This is a genomic window from Pseudomonas sp. Irchel 3A5, assembly GCF_900187575.1.
GTDB lineage: Bacteria > Pseudomonadota > Gammaproteobacteria > Pseudomonadales > Pseudomonadaceae > Aquipseudomonas > Aquipseudomonas folii.
Genome location: NZ_FYDU01000002.1, coordinates 315,769 through 340,040 on the forward strand (window position 1 = coordinate 315,769; position 24,272 = coordinate 340,040).

A 24,272-nucleotide genomic window follows, 5' to 3' on the forward strand; every position below is an offset into this window, starting at 1 on the left:
GATTACTCGGCCATCGAAGAAGAACGGGAGGTAGGGACAGGCGGAACCGGGTCATAACCACCGGGATTCCACGGATGACAGCGACCTAAGCGACGAAAGGTCAGCCAGCCACCGCGCAGAAGGCCATGATTTTCAATGGCTTCATACGCGTAGCAGGAGCAACTGGGGTAGAAACGACAGTGACTGGCCATCAGCGGGCTAATGGCATAGCGATAGAACTGGATCGGAACGAGCGCCAGTTTACGCATCGGTACTATCTACCCCTACAGTTTCGGTTTTTGCTTCTGGAACCGGCCGACTGCGTGCCAGGCGCTTCCATAGCTTGCCGAAATGCTGAATCAATTCGGGGCTTTCTACGTCACCCAAGCCTTTACGCGCGACAATCACAATATCCCACCCGACCAAGTTGTCTTGGTGGTGGCGAAATGATTCGCGCATCAGGCGTTTCAAGCGGTTGCGCTCAACGGAGAGTTTGACGCTCTTTTTACCGATAACCAGCCCCAGACGGGGATGATCAAGGTCGTTATTGCGCGCAAGGAGCAGGAGATTTTTCCCCGGAACCTTGCCGGTAGGGGAGTCAAAGACTGCCTTGAAATGCCGGGGGGTAAGCAAACGCTTTTCCCGACTGAAGTCCTGACTCACCTCCAGTGCCGGATTATCAAACTGCCAGACGCGCGCGACCTTTGGCGCGACGACGCGACAGTACGGCGCGGCCGTTCTTGGTGGCCATGCGAGCACGGAAGCCGTGAGTGCGGGCGCGTTTGATAGTGCTTGGTTGGAAAGTACGTTTCATGGCGTGTTACCTGGTTCGTCCACAACGGGCCGGAATGGCCCCCGTTTTAAGAGACCGGGGATTCTAGAGAAAGCAAGCCTCTAGGTCAATTTCCAACCAGCGTTTCCTTCATTTAGTTATCTGGCCGCTTCTGGATCATTTTTTCCCGGGGGCTGTGGTTTGGCTTCTTGCCTAGATATAGAAATAAAGAAGAAAAGTATTTAAAGCTTCTTTATAGAGCTTATTAAAGCAATGCAGGCGATCCTCTGTGGATAACCTGCTTTAGCCCTTTTAAAACAAGCTGTACAGAGGATGACAACACTGTCGAGAAACGGTGCTCTGCCTGTGCTGCGCTGTCGGAAAACCTGTGTGTGGAATGGCGTTTTATCCACAGGTCGCTTATCCACAGATTTCAACCCCGAGTTATGCAATGGGCTGAAGATGGGTTATCCACAGAGCTTATGCACAAGCCGTCGGTCGGTTTTATTCGAGATAAATTGCGGATTTATCCCGTTAAACAGGCCACCTACATGTGGATAAGTACAAGCGCGGTCGGTACAATGGCGGCTGTTTTTGCCTCACCGGCTTTTAACCTAGGGGATGTCCGTGTCATTGGAACTTTGGCAGCAGTGCGTGGAGCTTTTGCGCGATGAGCTGCCTGCCCAGCAATTCAACACCTGGATCCGTCCGCTACAGGTTGAAGCCGAAGGCGACGAGTTGCGTGTCTATGCACCTAACCGTTTTGTTCTCGATTGGGTAAACGAAAAATACCTCGGTCGTTTGCTCGAACTGTTGGGGGAGCATGGTCAAGGGATGGCACCTGCGCTTTCTCTATTAATAGGCAGCAAGCGCAGTTCTGCGCCTCGCGCGGCCCCGAACGCGCCATTGGCTGCGGCGGCCTCGCAGGCAATAGCAGCGAGCCAGCCTGTTAGTCAGGCACCCGCTCCCGCTCAAGTCCCTGCCCCAGCACCAGTACAGCCATCGCAGGTTAACGACGAACCCTCTCGCGACAGCTTCGACCCAATGGCTGGTGCCAGTTCCCAACAGGCCCCTGCTCGTGCCGAACAGCGTACGGTCCAGGTAGAAGGTGCGCTCAAACACACCAGCTATCTGAATCGCACGTTCACTTTTGAGAACTTCGTCGAAGGTAAGTCGAACCAGCTGGCCCGGGCTGCGGCCTGGCAAGTGGCTGATAACCCCAAGCATGGCTATAACCCGCTCTTTCTTTATGGCGGCGTCGGCCTGGGTAAAACTCACTTGATGCACGCTGTGGGTAATCATCTTCTCAAGAAGAATCCGAACGCCAAGGTTGTTTACCTGCATTCGGAGCGTTTCGTGGCCGACATGGTCAAAGCGCTGCAGTTGAACGCGATCAACGAGTTCAAGCGTTTCTATCGTTCTGTGGATGCATTGCTGATCGACGATATTCAGTTCTTCGCCCGCAAGGAACGTTCTCAGGAAGAGTTTTTCCACACGTTCAATGCGCTGCTTGAAGGCGGCCAGCAGGTCATTCTGACGAGCGACCGGTATCCGAAAGAGATTGAGGGGCTGGAAGAGCGCCTGAAATCGCGATTTGGTTGGGGCCTGACAGTTGCTGTCGAGCCTCCTGAGCTTGAAACACGCGTCGCGATCCTGATGAAAAAAGCGGATCAGGCGAAGGTAGATCTGCCTCACGACGCGGCTTTCTTCATTGCACAACGCATTCGTTCCAACGTGCGTGAGCTTGAAGGTGCACTCAAGCGTGTAATTGCCCACTCGCACTTCATGGGCCGTGAGATCACTATCGAGTTGATCCGCGAATCATTGAAGGACCTGTTGGCACTGCAGGACAAACTCGTGAGTGTGGATAACATCCAGCGCACTGTCGCCGAGTACTACAAGATCAAGATTTCCGACCTGTTGTCCAAGCGTCGTTCCCGATCTGTAGCCCGTCCGCGTCAGGTGGCGATGGCATTGTCCAAAGAGCTGACCAACCACAGTTTGCCGGAGATCGGCGATGTGTTTGGCGGACGCGACCACACGACTGTATTGCACGCGTGTAGAAAAATTAATGAATTGAAGGAATCCGACGCGGATATTCGCGAGGACTACAAGAACCTGCTGCGTACACTGACCACTTGATGACATCAGCGCAGCTTATTAAGGCAAGGGACTAGACCATGCATTTCACCATTCAACGCGAAGCCCTGTTGAAACCCCTGCAATTGGTCGCCGGCGTTGTTGAACGCCGCCAGACCCTGCCGGTGCTCTCCAACGTGCTTCTGGTCGTCGAAGGGCAGCAGCTCTCGTTGACCGGCACTGATCTTGAAGTCGAACTCGTTGGCCGTGTTCAGCTAGAAGAACCTGCTGAGCCGGGCGAGATCACTGTCCCTGCCCGCAAGCTGATGGACATTTGCAAAAGCCTGCCGAACGACGTGCTGATCGACATCAAGGTCGATGATGCAAAGTTGATCGTCAAGGCTGGTCGTAGCCGCTTCACGCTGTCGACGTTGCCTGCCAATGACTTCCCTACTGTTGAAGAAGGTCCTGGTTCGCTGACCTTCAACCTGGTGCAGAGCAAGTTGCGTCGTTTGATCGAGCGCACAAGCTTTGCAATGGCTCAGCAGGACGTTCGTTATTACCTCAACGGCATGTTGCTGGAAGTGAGCGCCGGTATTCTTCGCGCTGTTGCCACCGACGGTCACCGTTTGGCCATGTGCTCGATGACTGCTGATATCGAACAGGCTGATCGTCACCAGGTGATTGTTCCACGTAAAGGCATCCTGGAAATGGCTCGCCTGCTGACCGAGCAAGATGGCATCGTAAGTATCGTCCTGGGTCAGCATCACATTCGTGCGACCACTGGCGAGTTCACGTTCACCTCCAAACTGGTTGACGGCAAATTCCCGGACTACGAGCGCGTGCTGCCCAAGGGTGGTGACAAGCTTGTGTTGGGCGATCGTCAGGCATTGCGTGAAGCGTTCAGCCGCACGGCGATTCTGTCCAACGAAAAGTACCGGGGTATCCGTCTTCAGTTGGCCAGCGGTCAGCTGAAAATCCAGGCGAACAACCCTGAGCAGGAAGAAGCGGAAGAAGAAATCAGCGTCGACTATAACGGCGCTTCGCTGGAGATCGGTTTCAACGTCAGCTACTTGCTCGACGTGCTGGGCGTAATGACTACCGAGCAAGTTCGTCTGATTTTGTCTGACTCCAACAGCAGTGCGCTGGTACAGGAATCAGATAACGACGACTCAGCTTATGTAGTTATGCCGATGCGCCTGTAACCATGTTCAGCAGAAGCTAGATGTCTCTTAGTCGTGTCTCGGTCACCGGGGTGCGCAATCTGCACCCGGTGACCTTCTCCCCTTCCCCCCGTATCAACATCCTTCACGGCGCTAATGGCAGTGGCAAAACCAGCGTGCTGGAAGCCATTCATTTGCTCGGCCTCGCCCGCTCGTTTCGTAGCGCTCGACTGCTACCGGTGATCCAGTACGAACAACCGGCCTGTACGGTCTTTGGCCAGGTAGATCTGGTTGAAGGTGGGCACAGCAATCTCGGTGTTTCCCGAGATCGTCAGGGTGACTTTCAAATCCGCATAGATGGGCAGAATGCTCGTAGCGCTGCGCAGCTCGCGGAGACATTACCTCTGCAACTCATCAATCCCGACAGCTTCCGCTTACTCGAAGGTGCGCCCAAGATCCGCAGGCAGTTTCTGGATTGGGGAGTGTTCCACGTGGAACCTCGTTTCATGGCTACCTGGCAGCGCCTCCAGAAGGCCCTCAAGCAGCGTAACTCGTGGCTTCGGCATGGTACACTTGACGGCGCTTCGCAAGCGGCTTGGGACCGTGAACTGTGCCTGGCTAGCGATGAAATAGATGAGTATCGGCGGTCGTACATCAAAGCGTTGAAACCCGTCTTCGAGCAGACTCTCAGCGAGCTGGTTGAACTCGAAGGTTTGACCCTGAGCTACTACCGAGGATGGGACAAGGAAAAAGACTTGAGCGCTGTGCTCGCCTCTTCCCTCCATCGCGATCAACAGATGGGCCATACGCAAGCAGGACCACAACGAGCTGATTTAAGACTCAGGTTAGGTGCGCACAATGCGGCAGATATCTTGTCGCGGGGTCAGCAGAAACTCGTTGTGTGCGCGCTACGTATCGCCCAAGGCCATCTCGTTAGTCAGGCTCGTCGCGGTCAGTGTATTTACCTGGTCGACGATTTGCCCTCGGAATTGGACGACCAGCATCGCCGCGCGCTTTGCCGCTTGCTTGAAGACTTACGCTGCCAGGTTTTCATTACCTGTGTAGACCACGAATTATTGAGGGACGGCTGGCAAACGGAAACGCCAGTCGCTTTGTTCCACGTGGAACAAGGCCGTATCACCCAGACCCACGATCATCGGGAGTGATTGCATGAGCGAAAACCAAACGTACGACTCCTCCAGTATCAAGGTACTGAAAGGGCTAGATGCCGTACGCAAGCGTCCCGGAATGTACATCGGTGACACTGACGATGGCAGCGGTCTCCACCACATGGTGTTTGAGGTTGTTGATAACTCGATCGACGAAGCTTTGGCTGGCCATTGCGACGACATCACTATCACCATCCACCCTGACGAATCCATTACCGTTCGTGATAATGGCCGTGGCATTCCGGTAGACGTGCACAAAGAAGAAGGCGTATCGGCAGCAGAGGTCATCATGACCGTGCTCCACGCTGGCGGTAAGTTCGACGACAACTCCTACAAAGTATCCGGCGGTCTGCACGGTGTAGGTGTGTCCGTAGTTAACGCCTTGTCCGAGCTGCTGTTGCTGACCGTGCGTCGTAGCGGCAAGATCTGGGAACAGACTTATGTGCACGGTGTTCCACAGGAGCCAATGCGCATTGTCGGTGATAGCGATACCACCGGCACCGAGATCCACTTCAAGCCTTCCGCCGAGACCTTCAAGAATATCCACTTCAGCTGGGACATTCTGGCCAAGCGGATTCGTGAACTCTCCTTCCTGAACTCTGGCGTAGGTATCGTTCTTCGTGATGAGCGCAGCGGCAAAGAAGAGCTGTTCAAGTACGAAGGTGGTTTGCGTGCTTTCGTTGAATACCTGAATACCAACAAGACTGCGGTCAATCAGGTTTTCCACTTCAACATTCAGCGTGATGATGGCATTGGCGTCGAGATCGCTTTGCAGTGGAACGACAGCTTCAACGAGAACCTGTTGTGCTTCACCAACAACATTCCACAGCGTGACGGCGGTACTCACCTGGTGGGCTTCCGCTCTGCGTTGACGCGTAACCTTAACGCTTATATCGAGCAGGAAGGTCTGGCCAAGAAGCACAAGGTCGCGACCACCGGTGACGATGCACGGGAAGGTCTGACCGCGATTATTTCGGTGAAGGTACCAGACCCGAAATTCAGCTCGCAGACCAAAGACAAGCTGGTCTCTTCCGAGGTTAAAACCGCAGTTGAACAAGAGATGGGTAAATACTTCTCTGACTTCCTGCTGGAAAACCCGAACGAAGCCAAAGCCGTTGTTGGCAAGATGATCGACGCTGCGCGCGCTCGTGAAGCGGCTCGTAAAGCTCGCGAGATGACCCGCCGCAAAGGCGCACTGGACATCGCTGGTCTGCCGGGCAAGCTTGCTGACTGCCAGGAAAAAGACCCTGCCCTTTCCGAACTATACCTCGTGGAAGGTGACTCTGCTGGCGGTTCAGCCAAGCAGGGACGTAACCGTAAAACCCAAGCGATTCTCCCTCTCAAGGGTAAGATCCTTAACGTCGAGAAAGCGCGTTTCGACAAGATGATCTCGTCCCAGGAAGTGGGCACTTTGATCACGGCCCTGGGCTGTGGCATTGGCCGCGACGAGTACAACATCGACAAGCTGCGTTATCACAACATCATCATCATGACCGATGCTGACGTCGACGGTTCTCACATCCGTACCCTGCTGCTGACTTTCTTCTTCCGTCAGCTGCCAGAACTGATCGAGCGTGGCTATATCTACATCGCCCAGCCGCCGCTGTACAAGGTCAAGAAAGGCAAGCAAGAGCAATACATCAAAGACGACGAGGCCATGGAAGAGTACATGACCCAGTCGGCTCTTGAAGATGCGAGCCTGCACCTGAATGAGTCTGCACCTGGCATTTCCGGTGAATCGCTTGAGCGTCTGGTCAACGACTTCCGCATGGTCATGAAGACCCTTAAGCGTCTGTCGCGCTTGTATCCGCAGGAGCTTACCGAGCACTTCGTTTACCTGCCTCCTGTCACTCTGGAGCAGCTGTCTGACCACGAAGGCATGCAAGCCTGGCTGGCGCTGTTTGACGCACGTCTGCGCGTTGGTGAGAAGTCGGGTCTGGTCTACAAAGCCAGCCTGCGTGAAGATCGCGAACGTAATGTCTGGTTGCCAGAGGTCGAACTGATCTCCCACGGCCTGTCCAACTACGTGACCTTCAACCGTGACTTCTTCGGCAGTAACGACTACAAGACCGTAACCGCTCTCGGCCTGCAGATCAGTACTCTGCTTGAAGAAGGTGCTTACGTTCAACGTGGTGAGCGTAAGAAGCAAGTCACCGAGTTCAAGGAAGCCTTGGCCTGGCTGATGGCAGAAAGCACCAAGCGTCACACCATCCAGCGATACAAAGGTCTGGGTGAAATGAACCCTGATCAGTTATGGGAAACCACGATGGACCCATCGGTTCGCCGGATGCTCAAGGTCACCATTGAAGACGCTATTGGTGCAGACCAGATCTTCAATACCTTGATGGGTGACGCGGTAGAACCTCGCCGTGACTTCATCGAGAGTAACGCTCTGGCGGTTTCTAACCTGGACTTCTAAAAGGTCTGTCTCGGTTAGCCAACAAAAACCCCGGTCATTGAGCCGGGGTTTTTTTAACCAACATTCCACAGCGCTGATTCCGACAGCCCACCGCGAACGTCCCACAGATGATATGTGTTCCACGTGGAACAGAATCGAGTCGAAGCTCAGGTTGGTCCAATGGTACTTTCCAAGGGCTCAGATGCTCCATCTGTAGGAGCGAACTTGTTCGCGAAGCGTTGGGTCTGCAAACCGATGAGCTCGTGTCGTCAACAGATCGACCTTCCCCTCAGCTCACCTTTTCCGATCCTCCCCCATGATCAACCATATCTGCCGACGCTCTGCTGAAGCCATTGATCACAATGTAAAGCAGCGGGCCGATCGACAGGAACAAGGCCGTTATCAAAAAATAAGGAAGGAGCGATACGGTTGAATGACCTCTAGCGTGTGCATCCCGATACATCCAGACGCAAGCAAGGAAACCGAGCAAGTAGAGGTCAACGACCACCTGTGCAGTGTCTGGACGGGAAATGAGCTCGATGCCGAAAGCGATCAGTGATTGCTCAGACAGCCACATGGTGCCCGCCGTATACAACGAGAAAACCACCAAAGTGGCCAATGCGAGGTAGGGTCTGTTCATCAGTCTTCCTTGAGCAATCAGCGATAAGCTTTCCAGCTAAGTTAGTGATATTTTCGCCACAGGATCAATGACCTCACAGGTCATGGACTCCCTCAACTCCCGCCGTTAGAGTCGATGAATGAAGCCCTTACCTTTTCTTCGATCCGTTCCCTCAGTTGATGCCGGTGAGCAGTTACGGCAATTGCGCCATCAGGCCCGATTGAGCCAACTTGATCTGGCTTTGATTTCTGGCGTGTCTCAGCGCCACCTGAGTTGCATTGAGACAGGACGTGCCAGACCCGGTCCTTCTACTTTGCATAACCTGCTGACGGCGCTCGAGGCACCCTTGGAGCATTGCAATAGAGTGTTTCTCGCGGCCGGTTATGCGCCCCGTTACGAAGCAACTCCCCTTACCTCTCCGGGTATGAAAGCGGTTCGCGAAGCTATTACTCATCTACTTCACGCCAACAACCCTGCCCCTGCGATTGTCATGGGCAGTGAGTGGGATGTGGTGGCTGCGAATGTAAGCGTCGGAGTTTTGTTTGATCTCGTAGGCCTTGATGCCGCTGCAGCCAACGGACTCAATCTGCTCGAAACGCTATTGCAGCCCGGCGGGTTAGGCGACCATTTAATCAATGTTGACGAGGTCAGGTTAGTGGCCTGGCAAAGAGCTGCAAGAGAGAGCTTGAGTAATCACAAATTGGCAGCTCTCTTGAAAAGTCTGCCTGTGCCAAGCGGATCGTTAGCGCTGACCAACGAACCACCCCCGCTGTTGTTCACCCGAATCATGGCAAAGCAGGGTGAATTGAAATTCATGTCCACGTTTACAACATTCGGTATGCCGCTAGACGTCACCATGGAGTCGTTGCGTATAGAGCACCTGATCCCTGCTGATACGAGAACCTGGAACGTCATGACCCAAGCTTACGAAAAGGTGAAAGCCGGGTTACCTGAGGGCGGCACTAAACAGTAATAGTGTTATTCATGTGCATAAAGGATTCGCATAAATTCCAGACATAAAAAAACCGACCCCAAAAGGTCGGTTCTAGACGCTCATAAAAACTTATGCACGTTTTCGGCTCTTTAATGAGCATCGGAAATAAGCAGTAAATCCAAGGCTTTGCCGCCGATTTTTACGAAAAAAACAAAAACAGTGCACAGGTTATCCACAAAACTCAGATAACCGCTTCTTCCTTGTTCGACACCGGTACGGTGATTGAGCCCAAGGCTTTCTGAGTGTCTTCGTTCCAGGTTTGAACCCGATCGTTCAGGGCTGCAATGGCGCGTGGGCCTTCGCCCTCTGCGTACATCGGTTCACCGATCACGACCTGAATAGTCCCTGGCTTTTTCGCCCAGCCCTCCTTCGGCCAGTACTTGCCAGCGTTGTGAGCAATCGGCAGGACGGGCAGGTTAGCATTCACCGCCAAGGCAGTGCCGCCCCGAGAGAACTTACCAACCTGGCCAAACGGGACCCGGGTGCCTTCCGGGAAGATCAGTACCCAGACACCGTCCTTGAGCAGCTCATCGCCCTTCTTCGCAATTTGCTTGAGTGCTGCTTTGGGGTTCTCACGATCAATTGCGATAGGACGCAGCATGGCCATCGCCCAGCCAAAGAACGGTACATACAGAAGTTCACGCTTGAGCACTTGGCTCAGTGGTGAGAAGTACTGTGAAAGGAAGAAGGTTTCCCAGGTGCTCTGGTGGTTGGAAATGATCACGCAGGGCGTCTTGGGGACATTTTCCGCACCGGTCACTTCAACCCGGATATTCAGAAATACTCGGGTCAACCAGATTGCACAGCGGCACCAGTAGACATTGATGAAGCGATAGCGAGCCTTGAAAGGCAGGAACGGGGCGATGAAGAAGCTTAACGTGCACCACAGCAGAGAGCTGGTGCCTAGCAACAGGTAGAAGAGAACGGTCCTGATTGCCTGGATGATCGACATAGTTGCTTTTACCGTGCGGGCAAGTGCCCGTTCATCAAGCGTACCGCTAGTTGTTTTGCGGAGCGCTATTGTGGATAAGTTCTGCGGCAACGGCCGCGAGATCGTCAAAAACCAACGTACTGACGGGGAGCGACCCTGTCAGTGTTTTCTCTCCTTTGCCGGTTTTAACCAAAACCGGTTGTGAGTCGACGGCCATTGCGGCCTTAAGGTCACTGCTGCTGTCGCCCACAAACCACGTTCCCGCCAGCTCCACCTGGTAGTGTCGGGCGATGGTCTGCAGCATGCCCGGCTTCGGCTTGCGGCAATCGCAACCTTCATCGGGCCCGTGTGGGCAATAGACGATCAAACCGACTTCGCCACCCTGCCCCGCCACTAGTTCACGTAAACGCGCGTGCATGGCGTCCAGGGTCGCGAGGTCGTAATAACCTCGGGCTATGCCGGACTGGTTGGTCGCGACTGCAACCGTCCAGCCGGCCTTGCTCAGCTGCGCAATGGCCTCGATCGAGCCGGGAATCGGAATCCACTCCGCCACCGACTTTATGTAAGCGTCGGAGTCGTGATTGATGACTCCATCCCGATCGAGGATCAGCAACTTCACAATGCGCCCCTTCTTCAGCCTAGCAGCGAGATGTCAGCGACACCCAGGAACAGGCCACGCAGACGTGCCAGCAGCGCATAGCGGTTGGCGCGCACGTTGGCGTCCTCGGCGTTGACCATCACGGCTTCGAAGAACGCATCAACCGGTTCACGAAGGGCTGCCAGACGTGCGAGGGTCTCGCTGTACTGACGCGCTTCTGCCATCGGCTGCACATCTTGATCCGCTTGCTTGATAGCCGAATAAAGCGAGAACTCGTTAGCGTTATCGAAGTACTTGGGCTCGACGGTCTGGGCAATGTTGCCCTCAGCCTTGCTCAACAGATTCGACACGCGCTTGTTCACCGCGGCCAGTGCTGCAGCTTCCGGCAGTTTGCGGAACGCCTGAACGGCTTGAACACGCTGATCGAAGTCCAGCGCCGAACCTGGTTGCAGGGCTCGAACCGACAGGTAAACCGCCACTTCAACGCCTTCGTCTTCGTAGCGCGCACGCAGGCGGTCGAAGATGAATTCCAGTACATGTTCCGACAGACCGGAAGCTTTGACCTTGGCACCGAACTGACCCACTGCAAACTTCACAGTCTCGATCAGATCCAGGTCCAGTTGCTTCTCGATCAGAATGCGCAGGATACCCAGCGCCGCACGACGCAATGCGTACGGGTCTTTACTGCCCGTAGGCAGCATGCCGATACCGAAGATACCGACCAGGGTGTCCAGCTTGTCAGCAATGGCCACTGCCGAACCGGTCAAGGTCGTCGGCAGGTCAGCACCTGCACCGCGGGGCATGTATTGCTCGTTCAGTGCCAGCGCTACATCGTCCGTTTCGCCGTCAGCCTTGGCGTAGTAGTAACCGGCGATACCCTGCATTTCAGGAAATTCGCCCACCATCTCGGTGGCCAGGTCGCACTTGGACAGCAGACCGGCGCGCGCAGCGCGTTGAGCATCGCCACCGATACGTGGCGCGATGAATGCAGCCAGTTTCGAAACGCGTTCAGCCTTGTCGAAAACGCTGCCCAACTGAGCCTGGAACACGACGTTCTGCAGACGCTCGTTGAAGGTTTCCAGCTTCTGCTTCTTGTCCTGCTTGAAGAAGAACTCAGCGTCAGTCAGACGTGGACGAACGACTTTCTCGTTACCCAGGACGATCTGCTGTGGGTCTTTGCTTTCGATATTCGCAACGGTGATGAAGCGTGGCAGCAACTTGCCGTCGGCATCCAGCAGACAGAAGTACTTCTGGTTGTCCTGCATGGTGGTGATCAGGGCTTCTTGCGGCACTTCCAGGAAGCGCTCTTCAAACGAGCACACTAGCGGAACCGGCCACTCGACCAGCGAAGTCACTTCGTCCAGCAAGCTTGGCGGCACGATCGCAGTGCCTTCGTGTTGGGTCGCCAGTTCGTCGACACGCTTGGTGATCAGTTGACGACGTTCGTTGAAGTCAGCCAATACATACGCTTTGCGCAGATCGCTCAGATAGCTGGCTGGCGAGGTGATGCGAACGCTTTCCGGGTGGTGGAAGCGATGGCCGCGGGATTCACGGCCAGCGGTCTGGGCCAGGATTGTGCAATCGATGACCTGATCGCCAAACAGCATGACCAGCCATTGGGTCGGACGCACGAACTCTTCCTTGCGAGCACCCCAGCGCATGCGCTTGGGAATCGGCAGGTCATTCAGGGAGTCTTCAACGATAGTCGGCAGCAGGCTCGCGGTTGGCTTGCCAGCGATGTTCTGGCTGTAACGCAGCTTGGGACCGCTCTGATCGATTTCGCTCAGATCAACGCCGCACTTCTTGGCAAAGCCCAGTGCCGCCTGAGTCGGGTTGCCTTCCGCGTCGAAAGCCGCCTGACGTGGCGGGCCGTCAAGGTTGATGCTGCGATCCGGCTGTTGCGTGGACAGGTCGGTGATCAACACGGCCAGACGACGCGGTGCGCCATAAACCTGCTTGGCGCTGTAAGTCAGCCCCGCAGACTGCAGGCCTTTTTCGATACCGGCCAGAAATGCATCGGCCAACGTGTTGAGCGCTTTCGGTGGCAGCTCTTCGGTACCCAGTTCAACCAGGAAATCTTGAGCACTCATTGTTGCGCCTCCAGCTTGGCCAGCACTTCGTCACGTAAATCAGGTGGAGCCATCGGGAAGCCCAGCTTGGCGCGAGCCATCAGATAGGCTTGAGCGACAGAACGAGCCAGGGTACGAACACGCAGGATGTACTGCTGACGAGCAGTTACCGAGATAGCGCGACGGGCGTCCAGCAGGTTGAAGGTATGGGAAGCCTTCAGAACCATCTCGTAGCTTGGCAGCGGCAGCGGCTGATCCAGTTCGATCAGGCGCTTGGCTTCGCTTTCGTAGAAATCGAACAGTTCGAACAGTTTGTCGACGTTGGCGTGTTCGAAGTTGTAAGTCGATTGCTCCACTTCGTTCTGGTGGAACACATCGCCGTAAGTCACGCGGCCGAACGGACCGTCAGCCCAGACCAGGTCATAGACCGAATCGACGTTCTGCAGGTACATGGCAAGACGTTCCAGGCCGTAAGTGATTTCACCGGTCACCGGGTAGCACTCGATGCCGCCCGCTTGCTGGAAATAAGTGAACTGCGACACTTCCATGCCGTTGAGCCAGATTTCCCAGCCCAGACCCCAGGCGCCCAGAGTCGGCGATTCCCAGTTGTCTTCAACGAAGCGCACGTCGTGGACCAGCGGGTCCAGACCGACATGCTTCAACGAGCCCAGATACAACTCCTGGAAGTTATCCGGGTTTGGCTTGAGAACTACTTGAAACTGATAGTAGTGCTGCAGGCGGTTCGGGTTCTCACCGTAACGGCCGTCAGTCGGACGGCGGCTTGGTTGTACGTAGGCTGCGTTCCAGGTTTCCGGGCCTACGGCGCGCAGAAACGTGGCAGTGTGGAAAGTGCCGGCGCCTACTTCCATATCGTAGGGCTGAAGTACCACACAACCTTGCTCGGCCCAGTATTGCTGGAGGGCGAGGATCAAGTCTTGGAAGGTACGCACGGCTGGCGTAGGCTGGCTCACGAAATTCACCTGTACTGGGGCTGCGATTTAAAGAGCGGGAGTATACCCGATTCAGCAGCACCTCCACCCTTGGAAGCCCTATGCCACGCTGCTATTGGTGCAACGAAGAGCCGATTTACATCGATTATCACGATCAGGAGTGGGGCGTGCCGTTGCGCGACGCGCAGAAGCTCTTCGAGTTGCTTTTGCTCGAAGGGTTCCAGGCCGGTCTTTCATGGATCACCGTTCTGAAAAAGCGCGCGCGTTATCGCGAGGTGATGTTTGGGTTTGATGTGCACCGGATCGCCGCCATGACCGATGCTGAAATCGAAGTCCTGATGCAGGAGCCTGGCATCATCCGTAACCGTATCAAGCTCAACGCCGCCCGGCGTAATGCGCAGGCGTGGTTGAAGCTGGACGATCCGGTTGAATTCCTCTGGTCGTTTGTTGGCGGTGAACGGAAGATCAACCATCGCAAGGACCGCAGCGAAGTCCCGGCCATCACGCCAGAGGCCGAGGCCATGAGCAAGGCGTTGAAGAAAGCAGGATTTACCTTTGTGGGGCCGACCATCTGTTATGCCTACATGCAGTCGAGCGGCATGGTCATGGACCACACCGTGGATTGTGATCGATACGCGGTTTTGGTCCGCTGACGGTTACAATGGCCGCCTTGAGTTTTGGGGAGTGATCTGTGGAAAAGTTTAAAGGTGCCCTCATGGTGGGCGCATTGCGACTGTTTGCCTTGTTGCCCTGGCGCGTTGTGCAGTGGGTCGGTGCAGGCATCGGCTGGTTGATGTGGAAACTGCCGAACCGTTCGCGTGAGGTTGCGCGCATCAACCTGGCCAAATGCTTTCCGGAAATGGACCCTGCCGAGCGCGAGCGTCTCGTCGGTCGTAGCTTGATGGACATCGGCAAGACCCTCACCGAAAGCGCCTGCGCCTGGATCTGGCCTGCTCAGAAATCTATCGATCTGGTGCGTGAAGTCGAAGGCCTCGACGTCCTCAAGGATGCCTTGGCGTCCGGTAAAGGCGTCGTTGGCATCACCAGTCACCTGGGCAACTGGGAAGTGCTCAATCACTTCTACTGCAGCCAGTGCAAGCCGATCATTTTCTACCGTCCGCCCAAACTCAAGGCGGTCGATGACCTGTTGCGCAAACAGCGGGTACAACTGGGTAACCGCGTGGCAGCGTCTACCAAGGAAGGCATTCTCAGCGTCATCAAGGAAGTGCGCAAAGGCGGCTCGGTGGGTATTCCGGCCGATCCAGAGCCAGCCGAATCAGCGGGGATCTTCGTACCGTTCTTCGCCACTACAGCCCTGACCAGCAAGTTTGTGCCTAACATGCTGGCGGGTGGCAAAGCCGTCGGCGTGTTCCTGCATGCCATGCGCCTGCCGGATGGTTCCGGTTACAAAGTGGTTCTGGAAGCTGCGCCCGAGGCGATGTACAGCACCGACACCGCGACATCGGCGGCGGCCATGAGTCAGGTGGTGGAGAAATATGTGCGGGCGTATCCAAGCCAGTACATGTGGACCATGAAGCGCTTCAAGAAGCGCCCTGCCGGAGAGGCTCGCTGGTATTGATCGGGTCATGACTTGAAATGATGAACCCTGTGGGAGCGGTGCTTGGTCTGGGCGGCATTCCGACGATAAGGCTGGACGCAATTCACTTTAGATTGCGTCCAGCCTTATCGTCGGAATGCCGCCCAGACCAAGCACCGCCCCCACAGGGATTGCATTTCAATTCAGGCATGTAGGATTCAGAAAAAGCTCAACCCCACCTGAAACAGCCGCTCCACATCGCGGATGTACTTTTTATCCACAAGGAACATGATCACGTGGTCGCCGGTTTCGATCACGGTTGCATCGTGGGCGATGAGTACTTCGTCAGCACGAATGATGGCGCCGATCGTGGTCCCCGACGGCAGCGCGATGTCTTTGATGGCCTTGCCGATGACCTTGCTGGACTTGGTATCGCCATGAGCAACCACCTCGATGGCCTCGGCTGCACCGCGACGCAGTGAGTGCACGCTGACGATATCGCCCCGTCGAACGTGGGCCAGCAAGGTGCCGATGGTTGCCAGTTGCGGGCTGACCGCGATATCGATCTCTCCGCCCTGCACCAGATCGACATACGCCGGGTTATTGATGATGGTCATCACCTTGCGCGCACCCATGCGCTTGGCCAGCAGCGACGACATGATGTTGGCTTCGTCGTCGTTGGTCAGGGCCAGGAACAGATCGGTGTTGGCGATGTTCTCTTCCAGCAGCAGATCACGGTCTGACGCGCTGCCCTGCAGCACAACCGTACTGTTCAGCGATTCCGACAGTTGTCGGCAGCGCGCTGGATTCATCTCGATGATTTTGACCTGATAGCGGCTCTCGATGGCTTCCGCCAGGCGCTCGCCGATATGCCCACCGCCCGCAATGACAATGCGTTTGTAGTTCTCGTCCAGACGGCGCATTTCGCTCATGACTGCACGAATGTCCGCTTTGGCAGCGATAAAGAACACCTCGTCGTCGGCTTCGATGACGGTGTCGCCTTGCGGCAGAATCGGCCGGTCACGACGGAAAATAGCCGCCACACGCATGTCTACATTGGGCATGTGTTCGCGTAACTGGCGCAGTTGCTGGCCGACCAGCGGCCCGCCGTAATAGGCCTTTACTGCCACCAGTTGCGCTTTGCCGCCTGCGAAGTCGATGACTTGCAGCGAGCCTGGGTATTCGATCAGACGCTTGATGTAGTTGGTGACGACCTGCTCGGGGCTGATCAGCACGTCAACGGGAATGGCATCGTTGTCGAACAGGCCTGCGCGGGTCAGATAAGCCGCTTCCCGTACACGGGCGATCTTGGTCGGCGTGTGGAACAGCGTGTAGGCGACCTGACAGGCGACCATGTTGGTTTCGTCGCTGTTGGTCACCGCCACCAGCATGTCCGCGTCGTCCGCACCTGCCTGACGCAATACGGTCGGAAACGAGCCACGACCCTGCACAGTGCGGATATCGAGGCGGTCGCCCAGATCACGCAAGCGGTCGCTATCGGTGTCGACCACAGTGATGTCGTTGGCTTCGCTGGCCAAGTGTTCAGCCAGCGTACCGCCAACCTGCCCTGCGCCGAGGATGATGATTTTCAATCAGTTGCTCCTTGAAGCGGCATAAGCAAACCTATGGAATTGCGTGAATCCTGTGGGAGCAGGCTGATGACGTGGGACCGGCTTCAGCCGGGAAAGCGGCCTGGCAGATACCACACACTCAGCGGCTGTTCCGGCCCCTTCCCGGCTAAAGCCGGTCCCACGTCGTCACATTGACTTGCGGGCAAAAATAGAATCTTCCACAAGAGATTGCATTGAATTTGAGTAGTGCGGATCAACCAGCGATCTTGATCAATTTGGCGTAATAGAACCCATCATGCCCGCCTTCCTGCGCGAGCAGTTGGCGACCGTGTGGCTGTTTCAGACCGGGCGGCTGCTGGCCGAGCTGACCGGCGATGTCCAGCTCACGTGCGCCGGAGGTGCGAGCCAGAAACGCCTCGATGACTTCGGTGTTCTCTGTGGGCAGTGTCGAGCAGGTGGCGTAAAGCAGAATGCCGCCGACTTGCAGGGTTGGCCAAAGGGCATCGAGCAACTCGCCCTGCAGCGTTGCCAAGGCCGGAATGTCATCAGCCTGACGGGTCAGCTTGATGTCGGGATGGCGACGGATCACGCCGGTTGCCGAGCACGGCGCATCAAGCAGGATGCGCTGAAATGGCTTGCCGTCCCACCATTGCGCGGTTTCCCGGGCATCGGCAGCGATCAGTTCGGCGCTCAGGCCGAGACGCTCGAGATTTTCGCGCACACGCACCAGACGCTTGGCCTCCAGATCCACCGCCACGACGCCAGCCAGCGCAGGCTGGACTTCCAGCAAGTGGCAGGTTTTACCGCCGGGGGCGCAGCAGGCGTCCAGCACCCGTTGGCCCGGCGCCAGTTCCAGCAGATCGGCAGCCAGTTGCGCAGCTTCGTCCTGCACACTGATCCAGCCCTCGGCAAAGCCTGGCAGGCTGCGCACATCGCAGGGTTCGGTCAGCAGAATACCGTCCTGACTGAACGTGCAGCCGACGGCTTCAATATCGGCTTTGGCCAACAGTTCGAGGTATTGATCGCGGCTGTTGTGCCGGCGATTGACCCGCAGAATCATCGGCGGATGCGCGTTGTTGGCGGCGCAGATGGCTTCCCATTGCTCCGGCCAGGCCGCTTTCAAGGCTTTTTGCAGCCAGCGCGGGTGGGACGTACGCACCACCGGATCATGTTCCAGCTCGGCCAACAGCGCTTCGCTTTCACGCTGGGCACGACGCAGCACGGCGTTTAGCAGCGCCTTGGCCCAAGGTTTTTTCAGTTTGTCGGCGCAACCTACCGTTTCGCCGATGGCCGCGTGGGCCGGGATGCGCGAATACAGAAGTTGATACAAACCCACCAGCAGCAACGCCTCGACGTCGGCATCGGCGGCCTTGAAAGGCTTTTGCAACAGCTTTGCCGCCAGCGCAGAAAGACGCGGTTGCCAGCGAGCTGTACCAAACGCCAGATCCTGAGTCAGGCCGCGATCACGAACTTCGACCTTATCCATCTGCGTCGGCAGCGAACTGTTGAGCGAAGCTTTGCCGCTGAGCACAGCGGCCAACGCCTTGGCGGCAGCCAGACGCGGATTCATTGCGCGGTCACCTGTTGGCCCAGCACGATGCCAGTGGCGAACTTCTCGCGACGGCTGTTGAACAGGTCAGTGAAGTTCAGTGGCTTGCCGCCGGGTAATTGCACGCGAGTCAGACGCAGCGCACCCTGGCCACACGCGACAATCAGACCGTCCTTGCTCGCGTTGAGAATGACGCCCGGCTCGCCCTGCCCTTCAGCGAGGCTGGCGGCGAGGACTTTCAGGGCTTCGCCGTTCAGCGTGCTGTGGCAGATCGGCCATGGATTGAATGCGCGAACCAGACGCTCCAGCTCTTCAGCCGGACGCGTCCAGTCAATGCGTGCTTCGTCCTTGTTGAGTTTGTGAGCGTAGGTAGCGAGGTTGTCGTCCTGGATTTCTCCGACGAGCGTGCCGTCGGCCAGACCGGCAATGGCTTGCAACACAGCAGGCGGGCCCAGTTCAGCCAGGCGATCATGCAACGAGCCGCCGGTGTCTTCAGCAGTGATGGGCGTGATGGCCTTGAGCAGCATCGGCCCGGTGTCCAGACCCAGTTCCATACGCATGACCGTGACGCCGCTTTCGGCGTCGCCTGCCTCTACGGCGCGCTGGATCGGCGCCGCACCGCGCCAGCGTGGCAGCAGCGATGCGTGGCTGTTGATGCAACCCAGACGCGGAATGTCCAGCACCACTTGCGGCAGGATCAGGCCGTAAGCAACCACGACCAGCAAATCAGGCTTGAGCGCTGCCATTTCTTCTTGAGCCGCAGCGTCGCGCAGGGTCGGCGGTTGCAGCACCGGAATATCGTGTTGCACAGCTAGCTGTTTCACCGGGCTCGGCATCAACTTTTGTCCACGACCTGCCGGGCGGTCAGGCTGGGTGTAGACCGCGATGATCTGGTGAGGGCTGTCGAGCAAGGCCTTGAGGTGTTCAGCGGCAAACTCTGGTGTGCCGGCGAAGACGATGCGCAGTGGCTCAGTCATGGGCTTCTCGTTGGGAAAGGGGAGTTTAGGCTGGCCGGATGGTTTGGCCCTTGTGGGAGCGGTGCTTGGTCTGGGCGGCATTCCGACGATAAGGCTGGACACGGTTCGCTTTAGATCGCGTCGTTAGTATCGCGGGCAAGCACCGCTCCCACAGGTTCAACCAAATCAAGCGTTCTGCTTGTGCAGTTTTTCGAGCTTTTTCTTGATGCGGTCGCGCTTGAGGTTGGACAGGTAATCGACGAACAGCTTGCCGTTCAGGTGATCGCACTCATGCTGGATACACACCGCCAGCAGGCCTTCGGCGATTTCTTCGTAAGCGTTGCCGTCGCGGTCCAGTGCCTTGATACGCACTTTTTGCGGGCGATCGACGTTTTCGTAGAAGCCCGGCACCGAGAGGCAGCCTTCCTGATACTGATCCATTTCATCGGTCAGCATTTCGATCTCGGGGTTGATGAAAACCCGAGGGTCGCTGCGGTCTTCGCTGAGGTCCATGACCACGACACGCTTGTGAACGTTGACCTGGGTTGCAGCCAGCCCGATACCTGGCGCTTCATACATGGTTTCAAACATGTCATCGACCAACTGACGAATGTCGGCGTCTACTACGGCCACCGGCTTGGCGATGGTGCGCAGGCGCGAATCGGGAAACTCGAGAATGTTTAGGATAGCCATATACGTAAGAGCTGCACTTGTAGGGTAAAGTCAAAATCGGCTGCTAGGCTTTGGACGTTCAAGCGGGGCAACCATTTTCACACCGAGCCGGATAGGACTCTATGTTCACGCGAAGCAACATGATAAAGGGATTCACTGCATGAGGAAATCACTACTCGCCCTGCTGCTGTTGGCCGTGACCGGTCTTGTGCAGGCGCAAGTGCAACTCAGGGAAGGCCATCCCCAGCGTTACACCGTCGTTGCCGGTGACACGCTTTGGGACATTTCAGGCAAGTTTCTCAGCGAGCCCTGGAAATGGCAGGAAATCTGGCGTGCCAACCCGCAGGTCCATGACCCTGATCTGATCTATCCCGGCGATACCTTGACGCTGAGTTATGTAGACGGTCAGCCCCGCGTCACCCTCAATCGCGGCGCCTCACGCGGCACCGTCAAGCTGTCACCACAGGTGCGCAGTACGCCGATGATTGAAGCGGTGCCGAGTATTCCTCTGGGCGCGATCAATGCCTTTCTGCTCAGCAACCGCATTGTGGACGCTCCCGAGCAATTCGAACGAGCACCGTACATCGTGGCTGGCAACGCCGAGCGAGTGCTGAGCGGGATTGGCGACCGGATCTATGCCCGTGGTGCTCTGGACCCTGCGCATTCGGTCTATGGCATCTTCCGCCAAGGCAAAACCTACACCGATCCGGTCACTCAGGAAGTATTGGGGATTAACGCCGACGAGATCGGCGGTGGCGAAATTGTCGCGTCCGAAGGTGATATCTCCACGCTGATGCTGCAACGCTCGAATCAGGAAGTGCGTCTGGGCGACCGACTGTTCGCCAGCGAGGAGCGGGCAATCAACTCCAGCTTCCTGCCAAGCGAGCCGGGTAATCAGATCAACGGCTTGATCATCGATGTTCCACGTGGCGTGAATCAGATCGGCGTCATGGATGTCGTCACGGTGGATCGCGGCAAGCGTGACGGTCTGATCGAAGGCAATGTGCTTGCGATCTACAAGACGGGTGAGACTGTCCGTGATCGCATCACCGGTGAACAAGTCAAAATTCCTGACGAACGCGCCGGCCTGCTGATGATTTTCCGCACCTACGAAAAACTCAGCTACGGCCTGGTCCTGAACGCTAACCGTTCCCTGGCGGTGATGGACAAGGTCAAGAACCCTTAACGTCATGTTGCAGAATTAATACAGATTCTTGTCACGGTTTCACCAGTTATCAAATTGTTGTTAACAGAGTTATCCACAGGATTGGCCACCAATTTTGGTGCGCTGCAGATCAAGGAAGATCTTATGCCGCTGTTTGAAAAAGCTGCCCCTTCGCCTGCCGAACAGGAGGCGCGCCTGCGTTTGCATCGCTTGCCGGAGGTGGGGCCAAAGCGATTCTTCAAGTTGATCAATGCGTTCGGTAGCGCCTCTGCTGCGCTCAGCGCACCGGCCAGCGCGTGGCGTTCTCTGGGGTTGCCAACAGCGTGCGCCGAGGCGCGACGCGATCCGGATGTGCGCGATGGCGCCAGTGCTGCATTGGTCTGGTTAGAGCGTCCGGACCAGCATTTACTGATGTGGGACGATCCGCACTATCCGGCTTTGCTAGCGGAAATCCCCGATCCACCTCCTCTTCTGTTTGTCGCAGGTAACGCTTCGATTCTCGACCGGCCGCAGTTGGGGATGGTCGGCAGCCGCCGCGCTTCACGTCCGGGACTGGATACCGCGGCAGCCTTTTCCAAAAGTCTTGCAGGGGCCGGATTTGTCATCACCAGTGGTCTGGCGTTGGGGATCGATGGTGCTGCGCACCAGGCCGCTCTGGACGTCGGCGGCTCTACAATCGGCGTCTTGGGCACCGGCATTGAAAAACTTTATCCACAGCGCCACCGAGCGCTCGCAGCGCGGATGATTGCCGAAGGAAGTGCAGTGGTTTCAGAGTTCCCGTTGGATGCGGGGCCCACGGCCAGCAACTTCCCGCGGCGCAACAGAATCATCAGTGGTTTGTCCCTGGGCGTGCTGGTGGTCGAGGCCAGTGTTGCCAGCGGTTCACTGATCACCGCCCGGCTGGCTGCCGAACAGGGGCGCGAGGTGTATGCCATACCGGGTTCGATTCATCACCCCGGTGCGCGTGGTTGCCATCAACTGATTCGCGATGGCGCGGTGTTGGTCGAGACGGTGCACCACATTCTCGACGCATTGCGGGGCTGGCAGGTGGTGGTGCCAACCGAAGTCGTGCAGACCGCTGAAGTCGCTATCGACCATCCCCTGCTGGCGTTACTGCATGCAGCGCCCCATACCAGTGAAGCTTTGGCGCACTCTACCGGCTGGGCCTTGCCGAAGGTGCTCGCTGCGCTGACGGAACTGGAGCTGGACGGACGCATTGCCTGTGAAGCAGGACGATGGTTTGCGCGCGCAGCCTGAGGTTAAACTGCCGACAATGTTTTAGCGGAGAGTGAAAATGGTCAGCAGTTGGCGAGTGCAACAAGCCGCCCGAAATATTCGCGCCGGTGCGGTCATTGCCTATCCAACCGAAGCGGTGTGGGGGCTGGGTTGTGATCCTTGGGATGAAGAAGCGGTTTACCGCCTGCTGGCGATCAAATCGCGGCCCGTGGAAAAAGGGCTGATTCTGATCGCTGACAACATTCGTCAGTTCGATTTCCTGTTCGAGGATTTCCCGGAGTTGTGGATTGATCGCATGGCCAGCACCTGGCCGGGTCCCAACACGTGGCTCGTGCCGCACCAGAACCTCCTGCCTCAGTGGATTACCGGTATTCACGAGACGGTTGCGCTGAGGGTTAGCGATCACCCAACGGTGCGAGAACTGTGTGCATTGGTCGGGCCGCTGATTTCTACCTCGGCCAACCCGGCAGGCCGCCCGGCTGCGCGCTCACGTCTGAGGGTCGAGCAGTATTTCCGCGGGCAGATCGATGGCGTGCTCGGCGGCAGCCTGGGAGGCCGCCGTAATCCGAGCGTGATTCGCGATATTGCTACGGCAGAGGTTGTTCGAGCGGGGTAACGATAGAGATGCTCCTGTAGGAGATTCCAGGTTTGCCACGCAACCTGACGTGGGACCGGCTTTAGCCGGGAAAGCGGTATTTCTGACGTCCCATTTCTGGGGATTGTCCCGGCCTCTTCCCGGCTAAAGCCGGTCCCACGTCATGTCACAGACGCTGCATTTCAAATCAAGGAATCAAGATACTCGAGCCAGTGGTGCGGCGGCCTGACAATTCGATCTGCGCTTTGCCTGCATCCTTGAGTGCGAATTGCTGGATGTTATCCACCTTGATCTTGCCGCTGGCGAGCATGTCGAACAGTTCGTCGGCCATGCTTTGCAGGGTCTGTGGCGTGTTGGCGTAGCTACCCAGGGTTGGGCGCGTGACGTACAACGAGCCTTTACTGGCCAGAATCCCCAGGTTCACGCCTGCAACAGGTCCGGATGCATTACCGAAGCTGACCAACAGGCCGCGCGGTGCAACGCAGTCCAGAGAAGTCGTCCAGGTGTCCTGACCAACACCGTCATAAACCACCGGGCATTTCTGGCCGTCAGTCAGTTCCAGCACGCGTTTGGCCACATCTTCCTTGCTGTAGTCGATCACTTCCCAAGCACCCAGTGCTTTGGCGTGAGCGGCTTTCTCAGCGGAGCTGACAGTACCGATCAGCTTTGCGCCCAGCGCCTTGGCCCATTGGCAGGCCAGAGAGCCTACGCCACCGGCTGCGGCGTGGAACAGGATCGTTTCACCCGATTTGACGACGTAGGTCTGACGCAGCAGATATTCCACGGTCAGGCCCTTGAGCATGATGGCGGCGGCTTGTTCGAAGCTGATCGCTTCCGGCAGATGCACCAGATTGGCTTCCGGCAAAGTATGCAGCTCGCTGTAGCTGCCCAGTGGGCCGGTGCCGTACGCGACACGGTCGCCGACTTTGAAGCGACTGACTTCGCTGCCCACTGCGTCGACGATGCCCGCGCCTTCGTTACCCAGCCCGGACGGAAAGGACGGTACCGGATACAGGCCGCTGCGGAAGTAGGTCTCAATGAAGTTCAGGCCGATGGCCTTATTGCGCACACGTACCTGTTGCGGGCCAGGCTGGGCCGGTTCGAAGTCCACATACTCAAGAACTTCCGGGCCGCCGGTCGTGCTGAACTGGATACGCTTTGCCATTTGTTCTCTCCATGATCAATCGAAACAGGAATGTGAAAGGGCTCTATCGGACTCCTTCGTTTGCGCTTCGTCAACTGCGGTCGATTGGCCACGGGTGTTATGCTA

General features: G+C 56.8%; 23 protein-coding genes. 10 read left to right on the top strand and 13 right to left on the bottom strand.

Annotated elements, in window-relative coordinates:
• Positions 1-2: 2 nt before the first annotated feature.
• The 3 genes from yidD to rpmH are packed head-to-tail and all read right to left on the bottom strand — an operon-like array spanning position 3 to position 793.
• Positions 3-248, bottom strand: a complete 246-nt coding sequence (yidD, locus tag CKW31_RS03995; protein WP_027901580.1) for a membrane protein insertion efficiency factor YidD — start codon at positions 246-248, stop codon at positions 3-5.
• On the bottom strand, positions 241-642 hold the full coding sequence (gene rnpA / locus CKW31_RS04000) for a ribonuclease P protein component (protein WP_095093130.1): 402 nt from the start codon (positions 640-642) through the stop codon (positions 241-243). The genes yidD and rnpA overlap by 8 nt, the downstream gene beginning before the upstream one ends.
• Positions 643-658: 16 nt before the next feature.
• Positions 659-793 (bottom strand): 50S ribosomal protein L34, encoded by a 135-nt coding sequence (gene rpmH, locus CKW31_RS04005; protein ID WP_003213577.1) that lies wholly within the window; start codon positions 791-793, stop codon positions 659-661.
• A 585-nt stretch (positions 794-1,378) separates the two neighbouring features.
• Here rpmH and dnaA point away from each other — a divergent pair.
• Genes dnaA through gyrB form a run of 4 tightly spaced genes read left to right on the top strand, consistent with a single transcriptional unit; the run spans position 1,379 to position 7,581 of the window.
• Positions 1,379-2,893 carry a chromosomal replication initiator protein DnaA gene (gene dnaA / locus CKW31_RS04010; RefSeq protein ID WP_095093278.1) on the top strand — a complete coding sequence of 505 codons (1,515 nt, stop codon included), beginning with the start codon at positions 1,379-1,381 and terminating at the stop codon, positions 2,891-2,893.
• A gap of 38 nt (positions 2,894-2,931) precedes the next feature.
• Positions 2,932-4,035: a DNA polymerase III subunit beta gene (gene dnaN, locus CKW31_RS04015; RefSeq protein WP_095093131.1), complete on the top strand. Its 1,104-nt coding sequence runs from the start codon at positions 2,932-2,934 to the stop codon at positions 4,033-4,035.
• A gap of 20 nt (positions 4,036-4,055) precedes the next feature.
• On the top strand, positions 4,056-5,159 hold the full coding sequence (recF, locus tag CKW31_RS04020) for a DNA replication/repair protein RecF (protein WP_095093132.1): 1,104 nt from the start codon (positions 4,056-4,058) through the stop codon (positions 5,157-5,159).
• Positions 5,160-5,163: 4 nt separating this feature from the next.
• Positions 5,164-7,581, top strand: a complete 2,418-nt coding sequence (gyrB, locus tag CKW31_RS04025; protein WP_027901575.1) for a DNA topoisomerase (ATP-hydrolyzing) subunit B — start codon at positions 5,164-5,166, stop codon at positions 7,579-7,581.
• Between the two features lie 268 nt (positions 7,582-7,849).
• Here gyrB and CKW31_RS04030 read toward each other — a convergent pair whose 3' ends face one another.
• Entirely contained in the window at positions 7,850-8,200 is a 351-nt protein-coding gene (locus tag CKW31_RS04030; protein WP_095093133.1) for a DUF2834 domain-containing protein, read from the bottom strand.
• 118 nt (positions 8,201-8,318) lie between these two features.
• On the opposite strand from CKW31_RS04030, the gene CKW31_RS04035 reads away from it, so the two are divergent.
• Entirely contained in the window at positions 8,319-9,152 is an 834-nt protein-coding gene (locus CKW31_RS04035) for a helix-turn-helix domain-containing protein (RefSeq protein WP_095093134.1), read from the top strand.
• 202 nt (positions 9,153-9,354) lie between these two features.
• Here CKW31_RS04035 and CKW31_RS04040 read toward each other — a convergent pair whose 3' ends face one another.
• The 4 genes from CKW31_RS04040 to glyQ are packed head-to-tail and all read right to left on the bottom strand — an operon-like array spanning position 9,355 to position 13,742.
• Positions 9,355-10,125, bottom strand: coding sequence for a 1-acyl-sn-glycerol-3-phosphate acyltransferase (locus tag CKW31_RS04040; protein WP_095093135.1), 771 nt, complete (start codon positions 10,123-10,125; stop codon positions 9,355-9,357).
• Positions 10,126-10,171: 46 nt separating this feature from the next.
• Positions 10,172-10,723, bottom strand: a complete 552-nt coding sequence (gmhB, locus tag CKW31_RS04045) for a D-glycero-beta-D-manno-heptose 1,7-bisphosphate 7-phosphatase (protein ID WP_095093136.1) — start codon at positions 10,721-10,723, stop codon at positions 10,172-10,174.
• A 14-nt stretch (positions 10,724-10,737) separates the two neighbouring features.
• The gene (gene glyS / locus CKW31_RS04050; RefSeq protein ID WP_095093137.1) at positions 10,738-12,792 is read right to left on the bottom strand and encodes a glycine--tRNA ligase subunit beta; all 2,055 of its coding nucleotides are present in this window, start codon (positions 12,790-12,792) and stop codon (positions 10,738-10,740) included.
• Complete coding sequence (glyQ, locus tag CKW31_RS04055; RefSeq protein ID WP_020292021.1) at positions 12,789-13,742, bottom strand: glycine--tRNA ligase subunit alpha; 954 nt, start codon at positions 13,740-13,742, stop codon at positions 12,789-12,791. Before glyQ ends, glyS begins: the two co-directional genes overlap by 4 nt.
• An 80-nt stretch (positions 13,743-13,822) precedes the next feature.
• On the opposite strand from glyQ, the gene CKW31_RS04060 reads away from it, so the two are divergent.
• Positions 13,823-14,374: a DNA-3-methyladenine glycosylase I gene (locus CKW31_RS04060; RefSeq protein ID WP_095093138.1), complete on the top strand. Its 552-nt coding sequence runs from the start codon at positions 13,823-13,825 to the stop codon at positions 14,372-14,374.
• 38 nt (positions 14,375-14,412) lie between these two features.
• A complete protein-coding gene (locus CKW31_RS04065) occupies positions 14,413-15,300 on the top strand; it encodes a lysophospholipid acyltransferase (RefSeq protein ID WP_087269473.1) in 888 nt (295 codons plus the stop codon).
• A 176-nt stretch (positions 15,301-15,476) separates the two neighbouring features.
• Here the strand turns inward: CKW31_RS04065 and trkA are convergent, their stop codons facing one another.
• The 4 genes from trkA to def all read right to left on the bottom strand — a co-directional run bounded on the left by trkA (position 15,477) and on the right by def (position 20,027).
• A complete protein-coding gene (gene trkA / locus CKW31_RS04070; protein ID WP_095093139.1) occupies positions 15,477-16,850 on the bottom strand; it encodes a Trk system potassium transporter TrkA in 1,374 nt (457 codons plus the stop codon).
• A 232-nt stretch (positions 16,851-17,082) separates the two neighbouring features.
• On the bottom strand, positions 17,083-18,399 hold the full coding sequence (gene rsmB / locus CKW31_RS04075) for a 16S rRNA (cytosine(967)-C(5))-methyltransferase RsmB (RefSeq protein ID WP_095093140.1): 1,317 nt from the start codon (positions 18,397-18,399) through the stop codon (positions 17,083-17,085).
• Positions 18,396-19,355 (bottom strand): methionyl-tRNA formyltransferase, encoded by a 960-nt coding sequence (fmt, locus tag CKW31_RS04080; protein ID WP_095093141.1) that lies wholly within the window; start codon positions 19,353-19,355, stop codon positions 18,396-18,398. Before fmt ends, rsmB begins: the two co-directional genes overlap by 4 nt.
• A 165-nt stretch (positions 19,356-19,520) precedes the next feature.
• Positions 19,521-20,027, bottom strand: coding sequence for a peptide deformylase (gene def, locus CKW31_RS04085; RefSeq protein ID WP_095093142.1), 507 nt, complete (start codon positions 20,025-20,027; stop codon positions 19,521-19,523).
• A gap of 139 nt (positions 20,028-20,166) precedes the next feature.
• Between def and CKW31_RS04090 the strand changes: the two genes are divergently transcribed.
• The 3 genes from CKW31_RS04090 (at position 20,167) to CKW31_RS04100 (ending at position 23,023) form a co-directional block, all read left to right on the top strand.
• Complete coding sequence (locus tag CKW31_RS04090) at positions 20,167-21,192, top strand: LysM peptidoglycan-binding domain-containing protein (RefSeq protein ID WP_095093143.1); 1,026 nt, start codon at positions 20,167-20,169, stop codon at positions 21,190-21,192.
• Positions 21,193-21,315: 123 nt separating this feature from the next.
• Positions 21,316-22,428 (top strand): DNA-processing protein DprA, encoded by a 1,113-nt coding sequence (dprA, locus tag CKW31_RS04095; protein WP_095093279.1) that lies wholly within the window; start codon positions 21,316-21,318, stop codon positions 22,426-22,428.
• Between the two features lie 37 nt (positions 22,429-22,465).
• Positions 22,466-23,023: an L-threonylcarbamoyladenylate synthase gene (locus tag CKW31_RS04100; RefSeq protein WP_095093144.1), complete on the top strand. Its 558-nt coding sequence runs from the start codon at positions 22,466-22,468 to the stop codon at positions 23,021-23,023.
• Between the two features lie 166 nt (positions 23,024-23,189).
• Here CKW31_RS04100 and CKW31_RS04105 read toward each other — a convergent pair whose 3' ends face one another.
• Entirely contained in the window at positions 23,190-24,167 is a 978-nt protein-coding gene (locus CKW31_RS04105) for an NADPH:quinone reductase (protein ID WP_095093145.1), read from the bottom strand.
• Between the last annotated feature and the right edge of the window lie 105 nt (positions 24,168-24,272).

Coding starts and splice junctions, on each gene's coding strand:
- yidD (WP_027901580.1), bottom strand. CDS start 248: ATGCGTAAACTGGCGCTCGTTCCGATCCAGTTCTATCGCTATGCCATT.
- rpmH (WP_003213577.1), bottom strand. CDS start 793: ATGAAACGTACTTTCCAACCAAGCACTATCAAACGCGCCCGCACTCAC.
- dnaN (WP_095093131.1), top strand. CDS start 2,932: ATGCATTTCACCATTCAACGCGAAGCCCTGTTGAAACCCCTGCAATTG.
- recF (WP_095093132.1), top strand. CDS start 4,056: ATGTCTCTTAGTCGTGTCTCGGTCACCGGGGTGCGCAATCTGCACCCG.
- gyrB (WP_027901575.1), top strand. CDS start 5,164: ATGAGCGAAAACCAAACGTACGACTCCTCCAGTATCAAGGTACTGAAA.
- CKW31_RS04030 (WP_095093133.1), bottom strand. CDS start 8,200: ATGAACAGACCCTACCTCGCATTGGCCACTTTGGTGGTTTTCTCGTTG.
- CKW31_RS04035 (WP_095093134.1), top strand. CDS start 8,319: ATGAAGCCCTTACCTTTTCTTCGATCCGTTCCCTCAGTTGATGCCGGT.
- CKW31_RS04040 (WP_095093135.1), bottom strand. CDS start 10,125: ATGTCGATCATCCAGGCAATCAGGACCGTTCTCTTCTACCTGTTGCTA.
- glyS (WP_095093137.1), bottom strand. CDS start 12,792: ATGAGTGCTCAAGATTTCCTGGTTGAACTGGGTACCGAAGAGCTGCCA.
- CKW31_RS04060 (WP_095093138.1), top strand. CDS start 13,823: ATGCCACGCTGCTATTGGTGCAACGAAGAGCCGATTTACATCGATTAT.
- rsmB (WP_095093140.1), bottom strand. CDS start 18,399: ATGAATCCGCGTCTGGCTGCCGCCAAGGCGTTGGCCGCTGTGCTCAGC.
- fmt (WP_095093141.1), bottom strand. CDS start 19,355: ATGACTGAGCCACTGCGCATCGTCTTCGCCGGCACACCAGAGTTTGCC.
- def (WP_095093142.1), bottom strand. CDS start 20,027: ATGGCTATCCTAAACATTCTCGAGTTTCCCGATTCGCGCCTGCGCACC.
- CKW31_RS04090 (WP_095093143.1), top strand. CDS start 20,167: ATGAGGAAATCACTACTCGCCCTGCTGCTGTTGGCCGTGACCGGTCTT.
- dprA (WP_095093279.1), top strand. CDS start 21,316: ATGCCGCTGTTTGAAAAAGCTGCCCCTTCGCCTGCCGAACAGGAGGCG.
- CKW31_RS04100 (WP_095093144.1), top strand. CDS start 22,466: ATGGTCAGCAGTTGGCGAGTGCAACAAGCCGCCCGAAATATTCGCGCC.
- CKW31_RS04105 (WP_095093145.1), bottom strand. CDS start 24,167: ATGGCAAAGCGTATCCAGTTCAGCACGACCGGCGGCCCGGAAGTTCTT.